Consider the following 21,910-nt stretch of genomic DNA (forward strand, 5'->3'; position numbering starts at 1 on the left):
GCAGTGGTAATGGCCTGCTGCTCAGCACTGCCCGGGTAGCGCTGCTGATAAGCCTGCATCAGTGCTATTGCCTCTGGCAGTTGCTGCTGCTCAAGGTATAAGCTAATTTGCTGATACGCGGCACTCTGGTGATATTCCGACTCCGGTAAAGTTAATAAGCGCTGTAAATTGGCAAGTTGCTCGGCACTGCTTAAACCGGTTTGCTGGGCTTGCTGATAAACCGCCGATGCCAGTTGCTGGCTTAGCAGGGTGATCCGGCTTGCAGCAAGCGTATTGCCACCGGCTGTGCGGCTCTGTGCCTGATACACCTGCAGCAACTGCTGAATGCTCTGTTCGGCCCTGGCATAGTCGCCCTGTGCCAGCTCACTTTGGCTGACAATAAACAATGCCTCGTTAACTAACGGCGGCTGGCTTTGCTCAGGATGAGGCCAGTCAGTTACCCGGCTGGCATAGCTGGCAACCTCGGCATAATCCTGTTGCTGATAAATTTCAGTCAGTTGATTTAGGGCAACCTGCTGCGCAGCGCTGTGGCTACTGTGCCAGCGAACGAACTGATTCTGCTGTTGCCACCAGTCATCTGCAGCCGAGGCACTGGCATTGTCCTGTTTTGCCAGCACTTCACTTAACAGCAGAGCTCGGTACGCCGCTTCTTCTGCCGTAAAGCTGCGGGCCGATAATGGCGCAGTGGGATAACCTAATTGCTGATACATCGCTAACGCCGCTTCGCGATCACCGCTACCGGCCAGCGCCTGAGCCAGCAAATACCGTACGTCATCCGGCCATAATAAGTCGTCATCGCGTTGCTCAGCCGTTAAAAATGGCTGCACCTGCAATAATTGTTGCCAGTATTGCACCAGATTGGCATACACCGCTGGCTTTGCCTCAGCACCCGCTTGTTGTGCCTGCTGATAGATCTGCCGGCCAAAATAATCCAGATATTGAGCCAGTTGCGGTGCCAGTTCTGCCTGCTCTTGTGGCCGGGCCTGTTGCCAGAAGGCAGTTGCCGGACCAAAAAGGGTAATAAAAGTCTGCTGTGCCAGCTCTGCATTATCGCGCTGGGCATAATCCAGATAGTACTGCACGAGTTGCAATTGCATCCTGGCAGCTTCAATCGCTAAAGGCTGATACGCAATAAATATCCGGTAGCTTGCTAATGCCGCCTGATTCAGCTCTTTTTCAAATAAGAAGTCAGCCAGCGCCTGAAATAATACCGCCTGATAAGCGACCGGTCGTTGTTCTGGCGGACCATCGCGAAAGGGAGCCCGCGTTAACAGCGCCAGTAAACTGTCGGCCTGCTGCTGATAACTTAATGAAATACTTAATATGCGCTGTAATTCCTGGCGCAGGCTTTGCTGCTCGTCTGCACTTAAGCGCTGATGATAGGTTAAATCCAGTGCCTGTAAAAAAGCATCATCGGCCAGGGCATATTGCTGCAGCTGAAAATTGCTCCAACCTGTCATATACAGGGCATGTTGGCTCAGTTCAGGCCCAGCCAGTGCAAGTACCTGCGCAAAGGCATTTAGCGCTTCTTCATAATAGCTCTGGCTATAATAAATATCGCCGATCCGAAACCATAATTCAGCGGCAAATTCACTTTGTGGATAGTGTTGCAACAGCAGTTGCATCTGCCGCTGTGCTGCCTGGTTGTCACCGGTTAAATCAAGCGCCCGCGCTAACTGATAATGAATAAGCTCATTATTAGGATCATCCGGAAACTGTTGCAGCAACGCCCGGTACTCGGCAATTAATGCCGCTAACGCTTGCTGTTCTGCAGCCGGGCTTAGCTCGCTTAGCTCCAGAGCGCGAGTGTTAAGCTGCGACATCCGATATAATACTTTCTGCCTGACGCCAGCTGCCGGCGCCAACGCCAGCAGTTCCTGATATACCTGTTGCAACTGCACGGCCGTAACCTTTTCAGGCGCGGGTAAGACGTCTTGATTAAACGCCGCCAATTCGCCGAGGGTGGGCCGGCGCACCGTTTTATCCGGCGCGTTGCTGCATCCGGCCAGCACACTGATAGCAACTAATGACACGACCATAACGCGGCTGCTTATTAACTTTGCTCTTTGCATAACTCTTTGCATTACCGGGCCTCCTGTGAGCTCAGCAATACTTGCTCCATGACCCGGGCAATCGCTTGCGTATTCAGGCGCCGCATTTCAAGTAGCTGTTCCCGCTCTTGCTGGCGCAGTTGCTGCAGATTATCATTTAACTGACCCAGTAACTGTTGCTGCTGCTGTGCCAGCGCAGTCGAGAACTGATTCTCCCGCGTTGTCAGGGTGGCTAATTGTTGTTGCCGCAGCAATAAATGCTCGGTCTTGCCATCCAGCGAGTTTAACCGGCTAAGGGCAGCAGCCACCGCGCTCAATTGCGCGTTCAGCAGCTGTTGCTGCTTGCTCAGTTGCCAATTCCGTTCAGCGCTGTTGTATTGATAATGCCATTGTAAAATACCATGCAGGCGGCTTAAGCGTATTTCAGCATCACTAACATCCCGGCCTGCCGCCGTCAGGGCAGCTACCCTGTCCTGTGCTCTGTTAAGCATCCGTTGCAACTGGGAGAAATTTTGTTCGGTGTCATCCAGCCATAAGTGCTGGGCCATCGGCTGCTGCTGTGCTTTGGCAATCAGGCTGGCCAGTTGTGCAGATTGCTGCTGTAATGCCTGCTGCTTCGCCGTTAACCCAGGCACAGAAGTAGTCAGTAATTGTTGCTGCTGGTCCAGTTTAATTTCGACCACCTCAGCCAGGCGCGCCATCTTGCTTAAGCGTTGCTGTTGCAGCTGCTGCAGCTGTTGTAGCGCACTGAGCTGGTTGTTAAGTTGAAATAATGAGGCTTGCTGGCGCAACTGATACTGCTGCCAGCCGCTTAGCGCGTCAGTTTCTGTCAGCTGTGATAGCTGCACCAGCTTGGCATGTTTATCGTTGGCCAGCAGTTGCTGCTGGTAGAATTGATCAGCCCAGCGATAAGCGGCCAACGCATCCTGCTGTTGCAACGCGCGCTCAAACTGATTGCCCAGCTGGTGGGCAGCCAGCCAGCTGGCAGGTGCATAAGGATAGCGGGCAATAAGCTGTTGCAATACGGCTAACAGTGCGGGGATTTGACGGTTCTCAGTCAGTACATCCCGGTATAACATCATGGCAGATAACGTCAACACGCTGTTACTGGCAAATTCGCTTAACACTTGCTGTGCATCGGCCCACTGCAGCTGATCAACTAATAATCCCGCTTGCAGTAACTGCAGATAATCGGCCAGCGCCTGGCGCTCATCCTCATTCTCAAGTAACGGCTTTGCCGTTTCCCAGCTAAATAACCGTTGCCAGAAGCCTGGCTGCGACTGACCGTACAATTGACCGCGCAGCCGGGTTAATAACGCCAGTGCCGGACCGGCTTGCTGTTGCTGACGCAACGCCAGGATCTGATTAATGACCACATAAGGTAATTCGCTCTGTCCGGCCAACCGGTCAAATACTCCGGTATCCTGTGGGCTTGCCGCCGGCCAGCTTAACAACTGTTGCAACAGCTCGGCCTGGCCGGTTAGCTCATCCAGCGGTGCAGTAAGCTGCTCAAAGTAGTACCGTGCCTGCTCAGGCTGTTGTTGCTCATACTGATAACGACTGAACTGCAATAAGGCAATATTGCGCAACTGACGAGGCAACTTACCGCTAAGTGTCTGATCATCTAGTAACTGTTTTAATAAACTGGCGGTTGCCGCTGGCATATCCAGTTGTAATAACAAACCCGCCTGCAACAAGCTGGCTTTTGCCGCCTCCTCTGGAGCCATCGACAGGCGCAGTAACGCCTGATAATAATCATCCTGATAAAAATGCCATGCCGCCAGCCGGTATTGCTTTTCACTTTGCAATAATGGCTCGGCCGCTGCAGGCAGCAACAAGCCTGACCCAAGCAGCAAGGTCATTGTCAGGCGTTTCAAAAAGATACTGCTCAGTTGCCGGACCATACTTCCACACTGAAATCAGGTTGATAGTCAGCGCTGCTGTCTGAAATTTTTAATTCCAGTAACATCGCCTCGTCGGCTTTGGTAAAACGGTGACTGACCGCCCGCCGATAATCCCGTTCTTGCGGGCCTTTACCAACAAATACCGCGGTAAGGGTATGCTCACCGGCCCGAATATTACCTTTGTATAACGGTTGAACGGCGCCGCGCTGCAAACCTGCCAGTTCGCTGGCCGTATACAGATGGGCATCAAGCGACTCATCATTTAATTTCAACACAATGCTGTCGAGCCGGAACAAGCTGCCGGCATCAACCGACACGAAAACCGCCAGCTGAGTTTGGGGCGGAAACAGCAATTCCTCTTCCAGAATAAACAGCTCACGGTTCAGGGCAATCGCCTGCTGTTTTAACTGCTCCAGTTGCTGCTGAGCCGACGTTTCGGTGTTATCGGCGGCAGATAATGACAGTCCTGGCCAGCCCAGGAGCAGCAGGCTAAGCAACGCCGTTTTAATAAACTGAAATCTCATGGTGCAACCCCACTAAAAATAAACGCTGAAAAAGGCCCGATACACATTTGCAGTTAACCGGTACAAAGGCTCGGCACCTGCCTCGGTGTCGGCGACAGTGACGTTACGAAAATTATTATAATTAAACCGGATATGATCCCATTCCAAATTAAGCTCAGGCTTGGCGGCAGGCCACCATGACCAGCTGGCGAAACGATAGCTGACGCCCACACCCAGGCTCAGGTTATTAAAATCGCTGAGCTCTTTATCTCTGGCCATAAAATTCTGCTGATTGGCAAACTGAAACAGGTCGGCATAGAAAGATGCCTGGCTTTGCTGATACCAGCGCACATGACTGTCGAACACCCAGCGTTCCCGAAACGGATGCACATACTCCAGTTCGGCATCAAACGCCTGAATATCCCAACTGTCTTGATAATGGCGCAGCGAGGCAGTCAGTGCCGCCCGGTACGGTAAATAAAATTTATTCACCAGCCCCAGCGCAAAGGTGTTACGGGTATTGGGGTAACGCTCAAACTGGTAGCCATAGCCAAGCTCTGCTAACGGATCGCGGTACCGCACACTGCGGTAAGGGTTGTTTAAAAACCCTTGTTCCATGTCCACTTCAGCATTCAGGGCGCTGATCCATCGTTTGGTCAGCACCTGGGTAATGCCCAGGCTATAACTATAGCGGCGCAGTTCCTCACTAAAGCTTTCATCACCATTTCGGCCAATTTCATCATTGCCGGCGGCTGCATTTAAGCTAAGCGTGGTCATGCCACCAAAGGTATCGTGCGCCACCCCTAAAGAGATAGATTTTGCGTTGTAGTCATCTTCATCACTTTGTGCATAATTTAATGACAAGATACTGTTGCCGGTTAGATAATCGACACCTACCCGGCTTTCAATCCGGGTTTCACTGTAGGCAGATGCCGTGGCAATTACATCGATTGAGGCGCCGGATACGGTATCCACGTAATAAAAACCCGAGACCGAAACCTGCTCACCTATTTTGCTCCGAAGCATCAACGCCGGGCCATCGATAGATACCCCACCGCCCTGATAACTATGGTGCATCAGGTCAACCCGGTTGTCTGGCAGCACTGCAGCAAACAAAGCGCCACTTTGCAGCAACAGCGTCAGCGCCGCTAACCACCACCTAGTTACAGCCACAACCGCCTCCGCCACTACCATCAGCCCCTTTGGCGGCCTCGCGCGAATCCCGCACATGGGCACTGTGCTGTAACGCAACCGGATGACGACCAAATGCCATAATCGGATCCGCAAGTTCTGCCCGCTCATAGGGCTTAACCCAGGGTTCTATGCTGCTACAGCCCGCCAACAATCCCAGCATAAGGGCTGCGGCCAACAGTTTAGTTGCGTAGCAGGGTTTTAATATCATTTTCATACTTTTGCTCGTAGCCAGGCTTGTAACCGCGGTGCACACTGTGCACATCACCGTCTTTGTTAATAATTACCGTGGTCGGCATGGCCTGCACCTGATAGCTTTCAGACACACTATTTTCGGTATCAAACAGAATTGGAAACTCTACCCGGGTTTTACTCAGATACTTCTGGGCGGCACTGCTGTCTGCCTCAACATTTACGCCCCAGATCTGCACACCCAGCGGTTGATATTTGCGTGCCAGCTTATCCAGCTCTGGCATTTCCTGAATACAGGGACCACACCAGCTGGCCCAGAAATTCAGGACGATAATATCGCCACGTTGCTCAGCCAGACGCAGATTAACGCCACTTAACGCTTTGAGGGTAAAGTCAGGCGCTACAGCTCGCTGACCGGCGCTAGCATTATTGATAGCACTGGCACTTTGGGCACTTAATGGCAGCACAGTTAACAACAAACCTAATAACAGTGTTTTCATACTACTTTCCCATTAGTTAAAAATAGACCGCAAGACCCAAGGCCACATTAAGGTTATGAGTCGTTTTTCGCTCTGCTAAAATAGTGGTTTCAAACACGTAGTCGCTCACCACTAAATCGAGCGCCAGCCAGTCAGTCATATACAAGCGAAACTGACTGCCCACTTTAAAGGCAAATACTTTGTCGCCAGCAAAATCAACATTGCCGGCTCCGGCAAACAACGACCAACCGGTATTCACCGCATAATTGCGGCCAAGGTATACCTGGCCCGGCAGCAACACATAACCGAGCTCAGCACCGTAATACAGCCATTCGCGCTCACTATCCGTTAATAGCGGTGCCGCGCCACTTAACCGCTCGTACGATGTCAGGCCGGCTTTGGCCATTGCATATTCGGCACTGATGTATAAATCTTCATTTATATGGTAACTCAGCTGCAATGCGGCCAGGCTACTGCTGCCAAAGTCTTCTATCGACAAGATGCCGCCACGCAGGGCAACCACAAAATTCTCCGTATCCAGCCGTGCAGGAATGACCTCTGACTGCTCGATTTGCGGTTCAATTCTGGTATTGCCGTCGCCCGGCTGCTGTGCAAGTGCTAGCGGGGACAACCATAAAGCGCTGACTAAAACGCCAGTCGTAAGCCTATTAACCATGTATTCGTCTCTTCATTAATATCGCGGTCAGTACTGACCAGCGCTCTGCGATAACGCAAAGTAGCCTGTGCCCGCTCAGTTAGCGGATAATTCAACCCCATTTCCATCGTTGCCAGCGGGCTGGTGCGCTCTTCGGTTTGCACTAATACCGTGCGCGGCCGGGTTAACAATACGCCACCGCCTAACGCCAGATAAGGTGACACCTGCCAATGGGGCCAGGGGCTGACGCTTAGCTGCAGCAGATACTGCTGGCTGCTGGCTTGCTGGCCACTGCCCTGACCGGCGCTGAGTTCAATCGCTATCACGTCAGAAAACAAATAACTGCCGCTTAGCTGGTAATAACTGGTGCCGGCAAAATCGCCTGCTGCCAATCCAAGCTGCCAGTGGCGCTGGCCTTGATCAGCCTGCCACAGTGCCGTAATACTTTGCTCAGCACCTGGCGGGTATAAATAATCCAGATCGGTCGCTGCCAGCCATAACTGCTGCTGGCGAAACTGCACTTTTACCCAGCCAGTGCGTTGCATCAGCAATTGCAGGCTGTCGCTTTTCAGTGCCACTTCAACCACCGGATAACCCCGACCTGGTCCGGTGCGCAAATCAACATAGTCCTTTTGTACCACTACCTGTTGTGCCAGCACCGGCGCAACCAAAGCAAAAAACAGTAAAAAACCGCACCAGCGCATCTAGTCAGGCTCCACGGCAAATGGCGAGTTATAATACTGTGCACCCATATCCAGCCAATGGCTTAACAGCCGCAGCTCTGCCGGGGACAAATACCCCTGATGGCTGCCACCCAGCTCAAACTGCTGAAAAAACCGTGAACTGGCACGTGATCCAGCGACCCGCATACTCGCTGGCACCGTCACGGTAACCATTACCGGGATCGGGTCGCCGTTTTCATCCAAAATTAATTCGCCATCTGCATCCCGTAAAAATACCGGATTGCCATCGCCATCTACCGCTTGCACCAGACGATCAACCAGCACGCCACCGATAAGCTCTTGTTCATTATCGTTACTAAGTAATTCCCGGTAACTGGCAAAGTGCTCCGCCTGAATATCTGAGGCCTGATCGGTCAGCTCCAGTTGTGCCGCCGGCACCACGGAATTGCCTGCAGCATCTGTGCGGCTATGGCAACTAACACAGGTGTTATCGCGCAGTAATTCGCTGGTTAGCAGATCAAACTGACGGCGATCAAGCTGCCACAATGGCTGAATATGCGTTGGGTAATCGACTCTTAAACGGCAAGCAGCCTGCCAGCTGTCAAAACACTCCAGGCCAACCGGTGCCGTGGTCAGAAGATCAGCAAAAAGATTTTGTTCACTCGGATCAGGTTGACGTAACGCCGGATCAGTCCAGATATCTTCAAACCTTAAACCGGCACTGAGCGTTTGCTCACCGAGCAGTCGCGCCATAGTCTGGGCCATGGTTTCACCTGCGTTAGGGGGTAATAACGGGTTGGCGTTAGGGAACGAGGCCGTTGCACTGGCCGGGCCGGGATTTATACTGGGCCATTCACCACTGATCCTGCCATGCGGCCGGGTATTATTGGCAGCATGACAACCGTTACAACTCAAGGTTTCGCCAGCTGCCAAAGTAATCCACTGCTGATGCTGTGGTGATACTGCCTGGCCGTCGCTATTGAGTAAACTCAGCGCCAAAGGCACGTTGGCCGGTACTTTTACTCTGACCGAGCCATCCGGTTGCACCGGTACAATGCCAACCAGCTCACGCATTAGCTGACGCCGGTTTACCCCAAAGGCAAAATTGGGCACTTCACGTACTTCCTCCGGCGGAATGGGTACGCCCCGCACCAAACTCAGATAACGCACTGGCCGCTCAGCAGCACTGGTTTGCATCGGGTCAGCTAACTGAGCCACCGGCAACAGCGCTTCACCACCAATGTCATACACACTGCGAATATCTAAAATAGCTTCGCCCTTTGTTGCAAGCTCAGCATCGGCGTCCGGGTTGGCGGGTAAAAATACGGGCCGGCTATACTGTTGCAATACCAGTGGATCACTCAATAGTTGTTGCTCAGCGCCAAGCTTCACCGGTACCTGCGTCTGCTTAACTAAATCGAACAACCATAAACCATACAACGGACTCGCAGCCGGGAAAGCCCCGGGGTCATCCAGTTGATTACAACTGGTAATCACCTCATCCACCACTACCCTGCACGGCGACCAGCTCACCAGAAATCTTTCCGAGCCATCCCGCAGGGCAAACATATCCTGCACCAGACCGGCAGCTTCCGGTCGGTCCGAGTTATCAAAACTCCAGGGCAACAGCGGCGTTTGTGCCGGCAAATTCAGTACTTCCTGATACAATGGCTGTTCGTTATCGCTGGCTATTGCCAGCGCAATCTGTACTGGCAGGGTATTTAAGCTTTGCTGGTTGCGGCTGCGGAGCAATGCTGCAATCTCACCATTGGCCAGTACCCTTGGTTTTGCAAAGTCGACCTGGCTGTTAGCCGCGCCGGTTTGATGAGAATGCCAACCGTATACCAACTGGTTAGCCGACCCATCGGGGCGCATCTGATACCAGTTAAACATGTTGCGATCGCTTTGATTATCCCAGCGACTATATAAAATATGGCCATCAGCCAACACCACGGGATACAGGTCATGGCTCAGGTTAAAACTGATTTGTTCAATCTCAGAGCCATCAGCATTCATCACGTGCAGGTTAAACGCAGGCCCCTGTAAGTCTTCATGTAAGCCGCTGTACTGGGGCTTAAATTCATCCAGTAAAATCTGGCGGGCTTTTTGTTGGCGGGTAGAGCTGAACACAATCCGGCCATCAGCCAGAAATCCGGGGCTGACATCATGCCCCTGCTCTGCCAGCAGCGGGTCTGTTATCACCGGTGCCACGGTATTGCTGCTTAGGCTATAGCGCCAGAGACTCCAGCTTGGCTGCAATTCTTCTGGTACATTTTCTAGTTCTGGCGGACGCAGCGCAAATAACAGCGTGTTGCCATCAGGAGACAATGTCAGATCTTTTACATCGTAGAGGGCACCAGCAAATATTTCAGCAAGGAGCTCCCGCTCTGCCGACTGTGCAAACGCATTTTGTTTCAGAAACAGCTTCGCGCCGGGATTAAATGTCTCTGGAGCAACCAGATTGGGTTGATAAGGGTTGCCGTCCTGATCGAACAAAGGCCGGGCAACGAATGCCAGCGGGTATTCCTGAGCAACCGGATCGTTAGGTTCGTCTTGCACGCTGATATCGGCATTACAACCTACCAGAACGTATAAACAGGCCAGTAACAGAAAAGTGTGTTTAATCATTATGAGTAATACCGGCCACCTACCGCGATGACAACATTGTTAAAAAAAAATGTTTTTAAGTAAAAAACAGGCTTATCAGATTACCGTTGGCTATACGACAGGGCAAGACAAAATTTCTCAGATCAGCAGCGCGGCGACGCTGTTATGGCTTGCCGGGCAATAATAACAAATAAGCCTTTTTGTGGTTTATCCGCAGTCTCAATCATTTATAACCGGTTAACACCTGTTTTAGCTGCTGGCAGCTGACGTTTTTTTGCTAGAAAAAAAACAAAAAAGCCAGCAAAAATGCTGGCTTTTTTATAGTATAAAAGTATTACATGTCAGCTTCGAACTCGGCCGGTATTGCTTCTTCAATCACTTTCTCGCCCGGTTTCAGTAACAAACGGCTGCGCAATTCTTTCTCAATTTCATCGGCAATAGCCGGATTCTCAGTCAGGAACTTCATGGCATTGGCTTTGCCCTGACCAATTTTGTTACCCTGATAGGCATACCAGGCACCCGACTTATCAACCAGGCCCTGCGCCACGCCTAAATCAATCAGCTCGCCGTTTTTATTAATACCAGCGCCATACTGAATAATAAACTCAGCCTGTTTAAATGGCGGCGCCACCTTATTTTTCACCACTTTAACCCGGGTTTCATTTCCGGTGATTTCATCACCTTCTTTTACTGAACCAATCCGGCGGATATCCAGTCGCACTGAGGCATAAAATTTCAGGGCGTTACCGCCAGTGGTGGTTTCCGGGTTACCGAACATCACCCCGATTTTCATCCGGATTTGGTTAATAAAAATACACAAGGTATTCGAGCGTTTAATATTACCGGTAAGCTTACGCAGGGCTTGTGACATTAAGCGGGCTTGCAAGCCCATGTGGCTATCGCCCATGTCACCTTCAATCTCCGCCTTAGGTGTTAATGCTGCCACGGAGTCGACGACCACAATATCGACTGCCGCTGAGCGCACCAGCATGTCACAAATTTCCAGCGCCTGTTCACCGGTATCCGGTTGTGATACCAACAGATCCTCTACTTTAACACCCAGTTTCTTGGCATATACCGGATCCAAGGCATGCTCTGCATCAATAAATGCACAGGTCTTACCCGCTTTCTGGGCTTCGGCGATTACTTGCAAGGTTAAGGTGGTTTTACCGGATGACTCAGGACCATAAATTTCGACTATCCGGCCGTACGGTAAGCCACCTATGCCAAGGGCAATATCCAGCCCCAGTGAGCCGGTCGAAACCGAAGCAATGTCCAGCGCAGTGCTGTCACCCAGGCGCATAATAGAACCCTTGCCAAATTGGCGTTCGATTTGAGTCAGGGCTGCACCCAGGGCTTTTTGTTTATTGTCGTCCATTGTTCACTCCAAAAATTCGGCTTGCAAAAACACTGTATGCTCGTACAGTAGTCTAGTTTAATAAAGCTGTCAATAATAAGATGCTGTGTTTCAGCGCATAATCGATGGCCTGCTGGCGCACTTGCTCGCGATTGCCGTTAAACTGCTGCTGCTGGCTACTAAGCTGGCCATTCAGCCAGAAACTAAACCAGACAGTACCCACAGGTTTGGCAACCGAGCCACCACCAGGCCCGGCGATACCCGATACCGCAATGGCCAGCTGGGCGTTAGCGGCTGTTGCTGCTCCGACCGCCATTTCTTTAACCGTTTCATCGCTTACCGCGCCAAATTGTAATAAAGTAGCGCTGCGCACGCCCAGCAACTGCTGTTTGGCTTTATTGCTATAGGTAACAAAACTGCGATCTAAATAGGCAGAGCTGCCGGCCACTGCGGTTAAATAATAAGCAATGCCGCCACCAGTACAGGATTCAGCAGTGGTGACGAACCATTTTTTTCGTAATAATAACGCACCCAGCTCTGCAGCCAGTTGCTCAGTATCGGTTGCCAGTGCCATAGCCAGTCCAACAGGGAAATCAGAGTTACATTATGCCGTCAGACCAGAAACCGGAGCAAGCCCTAAGCAGCCACACCCCAATGATGCAGCAATATCTGGGATTAAAAAGTGAGCATCCCGATATTTTGCTGTTTTACCGGATGGGTGACTTTTACGAACTATTTTTTGATGACGCCAAAAAAGCTGCGGCGCTGCTGGATATCTCGCTGACCAAACGGGGCCAGAGTGCCGGCCAGCCCATTCCGATGGCGGGCGTGCCTTATCATGCTATTGAAGGTTATCTGGCCCGGCTGGTTCAGCTGGGTGAATCTGTTGCCATTTGTGAACAAATTGGCGATCCGGCAACCAGCAAAGGTCCGGTTGAGCGTAAAGTGGTGCGTATTGTTACTCCGGGTACTGTTACCGATGAGGCGCTGTTAAATGAGCGCCAGGATAATTTGCTCTGTGCTATCTGTGAACAGCGCGGCCAGTTTGGTTTAGCGCAGCTGGATTTAAGTGCCGGCCGTTTTTTAATAAATCAGGTGGCCAATAGCAGTGATCTGATTGCTCTGTTGCAACGGCTTAACCCGGCCGAGTTACTTTACCCCGAACTATTCAGCCAGCCCGAGCTGTGTCAATCGCGCAAAGGCGCCCGCCGCCGACCCGAGTGGGAGTTTGAACTGGCCACCGCCAAACGGCTGCTCTGCCAGCAATTTGGCACCAAAGATCTCATCAGCTTTGGCGTTGACGACGCACCGGTCGCATTGATGGCCGCCGGCTGCCTGATGCAATATGTCAAAGACACCCAGCGTGCCAGCCTGCCGCATATCCGGGCTATCGCGCTGGAGCGAGCTGAAGACTATATCGTGCTTGATGCAGCGACCAGGCGTAATCTGGAGCTGACCCAAAACCTCAGTGGTGGCGTTGAGAACACCCTGGCAGCAGTGCTGGACCGCAACCAGACAGCGATGGGCTCGCGCCTGTTAAAGCGCTGGGTGCATGCGCCACTGCGTAATCAGGCACAGGTTAATGCGCGGCTCGATACCGTTAACGAGCTAACCGATGATGTTGAAAGCTTACAGCCAGCACTGAAAAATATCGGAGATATTGAGCGGGTTATCGCCAGATTAGCACTGCGAAGTGCAAGGCCGCGCGATTTTGCCCGCTTGCGCCAGGCCCTGGCTCAACTACCGGCATTACAGCAGGAATTAAGCTTTGCTAACACGCCATTACTGCAAACTATCGCCAGTAACAGCGCGCCTATGCCAGAGCTGCTGCAACTGCTAAAGGCGGCAATCGTCGAAGCGCCGCCGGTGTTGATACGCGATGGTGGCGTCATTGCAGTCGGTTATAACAGCGATTTAGACCACTGGCGGGCACTGGCGACCGGCGCCACAGATTATTTACAGCAACTGGAACTGCGCGAACGAGAGCGCACCGGCATTGCTTCGCTTAAAGTCGGTTTTAACCGGGTGCACGGCTATTACATTGAAACCGGCCGCAGTAGTGATACTAAGGTGCCACCGGAGTACGTCCGGCGCCAGACCTTAAAAAATAACGAGCGTTATATTATTCCTGAGTTAAAGGAATATGAAGACAAAGTACTGGGTAGCCAGAGCCAGGCGTTGGCGCTGGAAAAACAGCTGTACGAGCAATTATTTGAACTAACCAGCCCATTTTTAAGCCAGTTGCAACAGCTCGCCCAGACGCTGGCCGAACTGGATGTGCTGTGCACTTTTGCTGAACGAGCGTGCAGCTTGCATTATTGCCGGCCACTGCTGCGCGCCGAACCCGGGATTGAACTGCTGCAAGCTCGCCATCCGGTGGTAGAGCAGGTATTAACTGAGCCTTTTATTGCCAATCCACTTAGTCTGAGTGCCAGCCGGCGGATGCTGATGGTTACCGGGCCGAATATGGGCGGTAAATCGACCTATATGCGCCAAACCGCGCTGATAACGCTAATGGCCTATATTGGTTGCTTTGTGCCAGCAGAAAGTGCCAGCCTGGGGCCGGTTGACCGGATATTTACCCGGATTGGTGCTTCTGATGATCTCGCCTCGGGCCGCTCAACCTTTATGGTGGAAATGAGCGAAACGGCCACTATTTTGCACCACGCCACCGAGCATAGTCTGGTATTAATGGATGAAATTGGCCGTGGCACCAGCACCTATGATGGCTTAAGTCTTGCCTGGGCCTGCGCCGATTATTTAGCAACCCGGATTAAGGCCCTGACCTTATTTGCCACTCATTATTTTGAGCTGACCGAACTGGCCAACACGCTGCAGGGTGTGGTGAACGTTCACCTGGATGCAGTAGAGCATGGCGATGATATTGTGTTTATGCATCACGTCCAGGACGGTGCTGCTAGTAAAAGCTTTGGTCTGCAGGTTGCACAGCTTGCTGGCGTACCTAAAACGGTTATTAGCCACGCTAAACAAAAGCTTAGCCAACTGGAACAACAAGGTTTGGCGCAGTTGGAACAGCAGCCCGCCCGCGCCAGTCAACAGCAATTGCCGCTGATGCCACCTGAGCATCCGTTGGTTCAACAACTGGCCGCACTAAACCCCGATGATTTAACTGCCCGCCAGGCCCTTGATTTACTGTACCTGCTAAGCCGCCAGGCGAAGGAAGCCTGATGTTAAAAGATTTAAGTTTATCCGCCGTGGTGGCCGGCTTTGTCGCGGTGCTGGTTGGCTTTGCCAGCTCAGTCGCCATTGTATTTCAGGCAGCCAGTGCCGCTGGTGCCAGCAATGAGATCATGGCATCCTGGCTGTTGGCGCTCGGTATTGGTATGGCGGCGACCTGCATTGGCCTGTCGTGGTATTACAAAGCGCCGGTTATTACCGCCTGGTCTACCCCGGGTGCCGCGTTACTGGCCACCAGTTTACAGGGGCTGAGCATTGAGCACGCCACCGGCGTGTTTATTTTTACCGCTGCACTGGGGCTGATTATTGGCATTACCGGCTGGTTTGAGAAGCTGACCCGACTGATCCCGCTGCCACTGGCCAGTGCCATGCTGGCGGGTATTTTGCTGCAATTTGGTTTTGCTATTTTCAGTTCAATGCAACGCCAGTGGCTGTTAGTTGGCAGCATGTGTCTGGTGTACCTGATTGCCAAGGTATACTTGCCACGTTATGCCATTTTACTGGTCATGCTATCTGGTATTGTTACCGTGGTGCTTGGTGGTAGTCTCGATTTATCGGCGGTAACCTTTGGCCTGGCCAGGCCAGTGTGGGTTACCCCGGAGTTTTCAATCAGTGCTCTAATCGGGGTAGGTTTACCGCTGTTACTGGTGACCATGGCCTCCCAAAATATTCCCGGCGTTGCAGTGCTCAGGGCAAGCGGCTATAACACGCCGGTTTCGCCGCTCATTAGTAGCACTGCGCTTAGTACCTTGCTGCTAGCCCCCTGGGGCGCCTTTTCAATTAATCTTGCTGCCATTACCGCCGCCATTTGTACCGGCACTGAAGCCCACCCACAGCAGCAAAAACGCTATATAGCCGGCATCGCGGCCGGGGTGTTTTATTTGCTGGCAGGCTTAGCCGGGGCTACTGTCGTCGCGCTGTTTGCCGCCTTTCCCAAAGAAATGGTGGCGGCACTGGCCGGGCTGGCACTGATTAGCACCATTGCTGCTAATTTGGCCACCACCACCAGCGAGCCAAAATACCGCGATGCAGCAGTCATTACCCTGCTGGTCACCGCCTCTGGTGCCAGCTTTTTTGGTCTGGCTTCAGCGTTCTGGGGCTTAATCGCCGGCGCAGTTACAGTAGCAATTCAGCATAAAAAAAGCGCCGGTGACTAACCCGGCGCTGTTAAAGTAGTCAGCTAATTAACACAATGGGTTAACACTAGCGCAGCGGGTTAGCATGCGCCGCACCGCGAAATACTGCATTAATGTACAACAGATGCATGCCATCAACATAAGCCCGGAAGTTGGGCTCCTGGGTAAAGCTGATGACCTGCCCCCTGCCTACCGCCTGCACCATCACCAGCGGCTTATTGGCAATTTGCTGGCGGTTCTCATCCCAGACAAAACCACCAGCCAGTAATTGTTCTGCTTGCGCAAACCTGACCACATTACGGCCATCAGCAATGGTTAATGGCTGATAGACCTGATTACCAACATACAAACTATTGACAGTCTCCGGCACGCCTGCAGTCAGCCAGTGCTGCTGGTCAACTTCGGCGCGAGCAATAAAACCAGGCACCCAGTCAGGGTCCGCTTTCTCGGGAACCAGCCACTGCTGATACTCCTCCGGGTTTTTGATAATACTGCCGGCAACTTTCATCTGTTTGTTCTGGTCGTCATCCGCCTTTTTCTCGGCAGCATCATGCACTTTATATTCGCGCTTGCTGTTCAGTAATGGCTTATCCCCCGCCAGCAACAAATCAGTAGCGTTGCCCAGTGCAATCAGCACACCGCCGCGTTCGACAAAGCTGCGCAGAGTCGAAAGGCCATCATCGCCCAATACCTGCTGATAACTACCACGGCTACTGGCCGGCACAATTAATACCTGATAATGACTCAGATCGGCGCTACGCAACTGCGCCGGACGCATCGCCGTAACCGGATAATTTAGGTTACGCTCCAGCACAAAACGGGCACTGCCGGCACTTAATGGGTTAGTTGGTTCATCCCACACCATAGCCACATTGGGTTTATGCAAGGTTTTTACATTAAAAGAGCCAAAATTAGGGCCATCGGTTACCCAACTACTGTCTATGCCGGTAACTGTGGCGCCGCTCTGTGCTGCCAGATGCTGTACCTGCTCCGAAAGTTGCGGGCTGTTATCGGCATGGCTGACAATCAGACTGCCCGCCGGGTAGCGCTGGCCATTCTGATGGGTAAAGGCCAAATCGCTGCTTTTTACCTTCAGGCCTTGCTGCAATGCGCCACTGGCAAACCGGGCGGCCGCCATATCGCCCCATGGCACAATATAGCCAAAGCCGGCAGCAGGGTTGGTGACCTTACCGGCCAGGATCCGCTCGGTGCTGACCGTGGTGGTGGCAACATCCACCGCCCGGTTGCAACTAACCACTGGCAGATTGTACATCAGCGGCAATGACCAGGCCGTGACATCGTATATTTGATCTGGCAGATTATTGGCCCGGCGCTGTTCTTGTCTGGCAATAAATTCCTGGTCCATCGGCACGGTATCGTCCAGCAAGGTACGAATTAAGTGATAAGTTGGCTGTGCAGTATTTATCACATAGCTGCCCGCCTGATAGTTTTCACCACAAGCTTTAAACCCTGCTGTTGCCTTACCCACCTTAATGCCATGTTCGGTCAGAATAGCGCTTAATTTGGTATGGCCAGCCTCGTCACGTTTCGCCGGAAAAATAAAGCTGCGCACCGGACCAGAGTTGCCTTGCTTAATGGCATCTTTGCGGTACTGATAAAAGTTCGTCAACAGCGCAGATGCGCGCTGGCTAGCGGTTTCAATGGTGGCCATAAAAGCGACAAAATTACGCTGGACACCATCCGCAAAAGTAAGTATTTCACCATCGGCTTTACGATACTGATGGCCGCGGGCTGACGCCATTTCGTAAGTCATGGCAATGCTGCCCTGGTACAGCGGCCAACTGGCGCCATAGCCCGGGTAAAATGCATCAAATATTTCCCGGGTAAAATAGTCATAACCAAATTTATCAAACCAGCGGGCATTGTTCTCACCCAACCATTGCAGGCTTTGGCGCTGTTGTGCCTGAATATGCGGATTATACGGCTCGGCTTCCGGGCTGAAGTAATAACCCATATCGCCGCCCATTTCATGCGAGTCGACAAACACCAGCGGATATACCTGTTGCAAGGCCTTAACCCGGCCACGAGTTTCCGGCTGGGTTAACGAGATCCAGTCACGGTTCATATCAAACAGATAATGGTTGGTGCGACCATTTGGCCAGGGCTCGTTCTGCTCGGCAGATAACCGATCAGCCGAATGTTCCAGGCCCACCGTGGCATAATAACGGCTGACAAAGCGGTTGCGGCCATCAGGGTTTTGCAACGGGTCAATGTAAACCAGGGTATTACTGAGTAAGTCAGCGGTATGCGGGCTGTTATCCGCCAGCAAATGATACGCCAGGGCCATCGCTGACTCAGGCGGACTTATTTCATTACCGTGTAAACTACTGCCAATCCAGATACTGGCCGGTAGCTCACTAATCAGCTGCTGTGCTTCGCGTTCATTAATGTTTTGCGGGTTGGCCAGTTGCTGCATTTGCTGCTGAATATCCGCCAGCCTGCCAATATTTTGCTCGCTACCAATCACCACATAAAACAGCGGCCGGCCTTGCCAGCTTTTGGCATAGGGAACCAGTTTAATCCGGTTTGGATGCGCCTGTGCCAGCTGTTCAAAATACTGTTTTATCTGTGCCGGCTCAGCAATCCGGCTGGCCAGAGGAAACCCCAGCACCTGTTCAACTGAGGCAACGGTGTCGCGATAGTCACTGTCCGGAAATACCGGCACGGCCTGGCTGGCCGCAGAGCCCAGCGCTAACGCCGCAGTCAGCGCAGCAATTTTTTGTAACGACATGCAAAACCCTTTTATGTTGCGATAAAATAATTAGCCTACGCTAAGCGGCCTGTGCCAATGATGCAATAGCGCTGCCCCTCTGTTGCGACCAACTGTGACAAAGCTACGCCAGATGTGATGTTATGCTGAAGGTTCGGTTGCTTCACCGCGGCCAAACAAAAACGAGCGCCAAGGCGCCCGTTTTGTTAATAGCCAGGATGACTAATCCTGAAACAGGGTCTCAATATTCAGGCCCTGATGGGTCACAATTTCCTTTAAGCGGCGCAGTGCTTCTACCTGAATTTGCCGCACCCGCTCCCGGGTTAAGCCAATTTCATGACCGACATCTTCCAGAGTTGACGGCTCATAACCCAGCAAGCCAAAACGCCGGGCCAGCACTTCACGCTGCTTCGGGTTAAGCTCGTCCAGCCATAACACCAGGTGCTGACGAATGTCTTCATCCTGTAGCTCACCTTCTGGTCCCTGCTCTTTTTCATCGGCAATCACATCCAGTAGCTGCTTTTCCGACGCACCGGCTACCGGCATATCAACCGAGGTTATTTTTTCGTTCAATTTTAACATTTTGCGCACTTCAGCAACCGGCCGGTCTAGTGCTGCAGCAATTTCTTCCGGGGTTGGCTCATGGTCAAGCTTTTGTGATAACTCGCGGGCAGCACGCAAATAAATATTGAGTTCTTTCACTACATGAATTGGCAGACGAATGGTCCGGGTCTGATTCATAATGGCACGTTCAATGGTCTGGCGGATCCACCAGGTGGCATAGGTAGAAAACCGAAAACCCCGCTCCGGGTCAAACTTCTCAACCGCTCGAATTAGCCCTAAATTACCTTCTTCTATTAAATCCAGTAATGCCAAACCTCGGTTGATATAGCGGCGGGCTATTTTAACCACCAGCCGTAAGTTGCTTTCAATCATCCTTTTACGGGCAGCGGCATCGCCTTTTAACGATAACCGCGAAAAATACACTTCTTCTTCAGCGCTTAGCAGCGGAGAGAAACCAATTTCACCCAGATAGATTTGGGTGGCATCCATGGTTTTGTGGCTATCGTCCTTGGCAAACACATCATCGGGTATAACGTCTTCACCCGCTAATTCTGCCACATCTGGTTCCATCTCATCGTCCAGGGTTGCTACTTCCTCTGTCAGCTCGTCATCTTTCAAATCTGCGTCTGACGCTACAGCTTTAACACTCTTAAGTCCCATATCCTTTCTCCCACGTCTGCCGGGTGTCGGGGCTGACTAAGCTACCTTCCTGCCTGCGTGCTTGTGTTCAAACGCTAACCTTGCTGGCTAGTCTCATTGTCACGATATTTTTGTTGTTACCATAGCGTTATTAGGACAGCGCTTTGTTACACTTTGTCGATCTCAGGGCAAGTATCGTATCGGATCAACTGACTTACCCCGAAAACGTATTTCGAAATGTAACCGGCTATCCGTCGCATCGGTTGCTCCCATCTCAGCGATTTGCTGCCCGGCAGCAACCTGTTGCCGCTCTGCGACTAAAATACGTTTATTGTGAGCATAAGCACTTAAATAATCGTCATTATGCTTGATGATAATCAAGTTACCATAACCGCGTAAGGCACTGCCGGCATAAACTACCAGGCCCTCTGCAGCGGCATTTATTCTGCTGCCTTCCCGTCCCGCAATATCGATCCCTTTGTTACCATGTTCCAGGGTAGAAAATCGCGAAACTATCTTACCTTTTACAGGCCACTGCCATTGCACCTTGTTTCCAGCTAAGGTATTATCCGCGGTTTTTTGTTCATTTTTCACACCTGATGACTGAACATAACGTGTTTGATTTGTTGAAGCAACAGGTTTAGCCGCTTTTACTGAACTATTTGATTTTGCTTGGGTTGACTTTATTGTCCCGGCCGTCTGTGTTGTCGTAGCCGGTTTTACCGGGTTAGCCTGGCGGTTGGTCGTTGCAACCGGCGACGAGGCGGCGCTGTCCCTTTTACTGGCTGTCGGCCTGGTGATGGCTAGCTGAATAACCTGGCCAGGATAAATGGTATAGGGGCTGCTTATATTGTTGCCGCTGGCTAACGTGCGCACGTCAACCCCGGCCCGAAAGGCAATCGCATAAAGCGTATCACCGCGCTGCACCACATACTGACTTGCCGCCAGCGTGCCGCGGTTACGTTCCCGATACGGGTTTTCTCTTAGCTCAAGCGTGGTTACCGGCGCCGGACCAGAGCGTGAGGTACAGCCAGTCAGTGCTGTTAACAGCACCGCTGGCAGTATTGCAATCAGCCACAGGCCGGTGATCCGGTTAATGTGCTACTCCTTCGCTTTAACCGCTGCAGCGGGGTTAAACAACCGCTCTAAATTCATTAACAGGGTAATCATCATCATTCCGGCTACCAATGAGCCCACTGCCAGCAACAGATCGTGGCTGCCAAGCTGCTGTTGATATTGCCACGGACTTAGCATCTGCTGCTCATGCTGCCACGGCCAAATCCGGTATAGCGCGCCGATAACAACCCCAATTAATAGTGCCAGCGTAGCATCATGCCGATGCTGCAACAGCCAGTTCAGTAGCTTGGAGAAGCTGAGTAACCCCACCAGACAGCCGCTGGCAAACAGGAAAATTATCCCCAGCTGCAACTCGGTAACTGCCAGCATTACCGGACCATACATACCCAGAATCAGCAAAATAAAAGCCCCGGAAATGCCGGGTAAAATCATCGCGCAAATCGCCACTGCACCGGCCAGAAAAAACATATAGGGTGCCGGATTCAGCTGCACCGGCGCCAGCATGCCAATAGCCACTGCAAACACCACCCCTGCGCCACATAGCACCAACCGCAGTGCCGACCAGCTGACACTACGCAGCAATACAGGTAAAGACGCCAGAATTAACCCATTAAAAAATGCCCATAGCGGTACCGGCCGATGCTCCAGCAGATAACCAATAACATTGGCCAGTGAAAAAATACTTAGCAGTATTCCTGTTACCAGGCAGAGCAGGAAAGTACCGTCGATATGCTGCCATAGTTGAGCAATACGGCCTCGCAGCAGCAGTTTTACCGCAGTCATGTTCACGGCACTTATCGCCGCCAGCAACCGGCTGTAAATACCCAGAATAAATGCCAGAGTACCGCCTGAAACACCGGGCACAACGTCTGCCGCCCCCATGGCCAGGCCTTTAATCATCCATTGTAGATAGTTTTTCATGATTACTTGTTACTGCCTTCTA

At 51.9% G+C, this 21,910-nt stretch carries 17 protein-coding genes; 2 read left to right on the top strand and 15 right to left on the bottom strand.

The features are described 5' to 3' along the window. The 11 genes from ABY802_RS05645 to ABY802_RS05695 all read right to left on the bottom strand — a co-directional run. On the bottom strand, nt 1-2,039 hold a 2,039-nt coding region (locus ABY802_RS05645), incomplete at its 3' end, for a tetratricopeptide repeat protein (protein ID WP_372626045.1). A 44-nt stretch (nt 2,040-2,083) separates the two neighbouring features. Then, a complete protein-coding gene (locus ABY802_RS05650) occupies nt 2,084-3,928 on the bottom strand; it encodes a hypothetical protein (RefSeq protein ID WP_372626046.1) in 1,845 nt (614 codons plus the stop codon). An 11-nt stretch (nt 3,929-3,939) separates the two neighbouring features. Further along, nucleotides 3,940-4,479 (bottom strand): AraC family transcriptional regulator, encoded by a 540-nt coding sequence (locus ABY802_RS05655; protein ID WP_372626047.1) that lies wholly within the window; start codon nt 4,477-4,479, stop codon nt 3,940-3,942. A 12-nt stretch (nt 4,480-4,491) separates the two neighbouring features. Next, complete coding sequence (locus ABY802_RS05660; RefSeq protein ID WP_372626048.1) at nt 4,492-5,631, bottom strand: DUF3570 domain-containing protein; 1,140 nt, start codon at nt 5,629-5,631, stop codon at nt 4,492-4,494. After that, nucleotides 5,618-5,812: a DUF4266 domain-containing protein gene (locus tag ABY802_RS05665; RefSeq protein WP_372626049.1), complete on the bottom strand. Its 195-nt coding sequence runs from the start codon at nt 5,810-5,812 to the stop codon at nt 5,618-5,620. The genes ABY802_RS05660 and ABY802_RS05665 overlap by 14 nt, the downstream gene beginning before the upstream one ends. Before the next feature lie 19 nt (nt 5,813-5,831). Further along, nucleotides 5,832-6,341 carry a TlpA family protein disulfide reductase gene (locus ABY802_RS05670; RefSeq protein WP_372626050.1) on the bottom strand — a complete coding sequence of 170 codons (510 nt, stop codon included), beginning with the start codon at nt 6,339-6,341 and terminating at the stop codon, nt 5,832-5,834. Nucleotides 6,342-6,357: 16 nt separating this feature from the next. Then, nucleotides 6,358-6,996 (bottom strand): outer membrane beta-barrel domain-containing protein, encoded by a 639-nt coding sequence (locus ABY802_RS05675; protein ID WP_372626051.1) that lies wholly within the window; start codon nt 6,994-6,996, stop codon nt 6,358-6,360. Further along, a complete protein-coding gene (locus tag ABY802_RS05680; protein WP_372626052.1) occupies nt 6,966-7,679 on the bottom strand; it encodes a hypothetical protein in 714 nt (237 codons plus the stop codon). The genes ABY802_RS05675 and ABY802_RS05680 overlap by 31 nt, the downstream gene beginning before the upstream one ends. Further along, entirely contained in the window at nt 7,680-10,286 is a 2,607-nt protein-coding gene (locus ABY802_RS05685) for a hypothetical protein (protein WP_372626053.1), read from the bottom strand. Nucleotides 10,287-10,599: 313 nt separating this feature from the next. Beyond that, entirely contained in the window at nt 10,600-11,643 is a 1,044-nt protein-coding gene (gene recA / locus ABY802_RS05690; protein ID WP_372626054.1) for a recombinase RecA, read from the bottom strand. A gap of 52 nt (nt 11,644-11,695) precedes the next feature. Further along, nucleotides 11,696-12,196: a nicotinamide-nucleotide amidohydrolase family protein gene (locus ABY802_RS05695; RefSeq protein WP_372626055.1), complete on the bottom strand. Its 501-nt coding sequence runs from the start codon at nt 12,194-12,196 to the stop codon at nt 11,696-11,698. A gap of 32 nt (nt 12,197-12,228) precedes the next feature. Between ABY802_RS05695 and mutS the strand changes: the two genes are divergently transcribed. Both mutS and ABY802_RS05705 read left to right on the top strand, forming a co-directional pair. Continuing rightward, complete coding sequence (mutS, locus tag ABY802_RS05700) at nt 12,229-14,811, top strand: DNA mismatch repair protein MutS (RefSeq protein ID WP_372626056.1); 2,583 nt, start codon at nt 12,229-12,231, stop codon at nt 14,809-14,811. Further along, the gene (locus ABY802_RS05705) at nt 14,811-15,977 is read left to right on the top strand and encodes a benzoate/H(+) symporter BenE family transporter (RefSeq protein WP_372626057.1); all 1,167 of its coding nucleotides are present in this window, start codon (nt 14,811-14,813) and stop codon (nt 15,975-15,977) included. The genes mutS and ABY802_RS05705 overlap by 1 nt, the downstream gene beginning before the upstream one ends. 46 nt (nt 15,978-16,023) lie before the next feature. Here the strand turns inward: ABY802_RS05705 and ABY802_RS05710 are convergent, their stop codons facing one another. From ABY802_RS05710 to ABY802_RS05725, 4 genes are all read right to left on the bottom strand, one after another. Further along, a complete protein-coding gene (locus tag ABY802_RS05710) occupies nt 16,024-18,708 on the bottom strand; it encodes a M14 family metallopeptidase (RefSeq protein ID WP_372626058.1) in 2,685 nt (894 codons plus the stop codon). Nucleotides 18,709-18,909: 201 nt separating this feature from the next. After that, nucleotides 18,910-19,911: an RNA polymerase sigma factor RpoS gene (gene rpoS, locus ABY802_RS05715; protein WP_372626059.1), complete on the bottom strand. Its 1,002-nt coding sequence runs from the start codon at nt 19,909-19,911 to the stop codon at nt 18,910-18,912. Between the two features lie 162 nt (nt 19,912-20,073). Further along, the gene (locus ABY802_RS05720) at nt 20,074-20,943 is read right to left on the bottom strand and encodes a peptidoglycan DD-metalloendopeptidase family protein (RefSeq protein ID WP_372626060.1); all 870 of its coding nucleotides are present in this window, start codon (nt 20,941-20,943) and stop codon (nt 20,074-20,076) included. A 48-nt stretch (nt 20,944-20,991) separates the two neighbouring features. After that, nucleotides 20,992-21,888 carry a DUF368 domain-containing protein gene (locus ABY802_RS05725; protein WP_372626061.1) on the bottom strand — a complete coding sequence of 299 codons (897 nt, stop codon included), beginning with the start codon at nt 21,886-21,888 and terminating at the stop codon, nt 20,992-20,994. Between the last annotated feature and the right edge of the window lie 22 nt (nt 21,889-21,910).

The organism is Arsukibacterium sp., assembly GCF_041616895.1.
GTDB lineage: Bacteria > Pseudomonadota > Gammaproteobacteria > Enterobacterales > Alteromonadaceae > Alishewanella.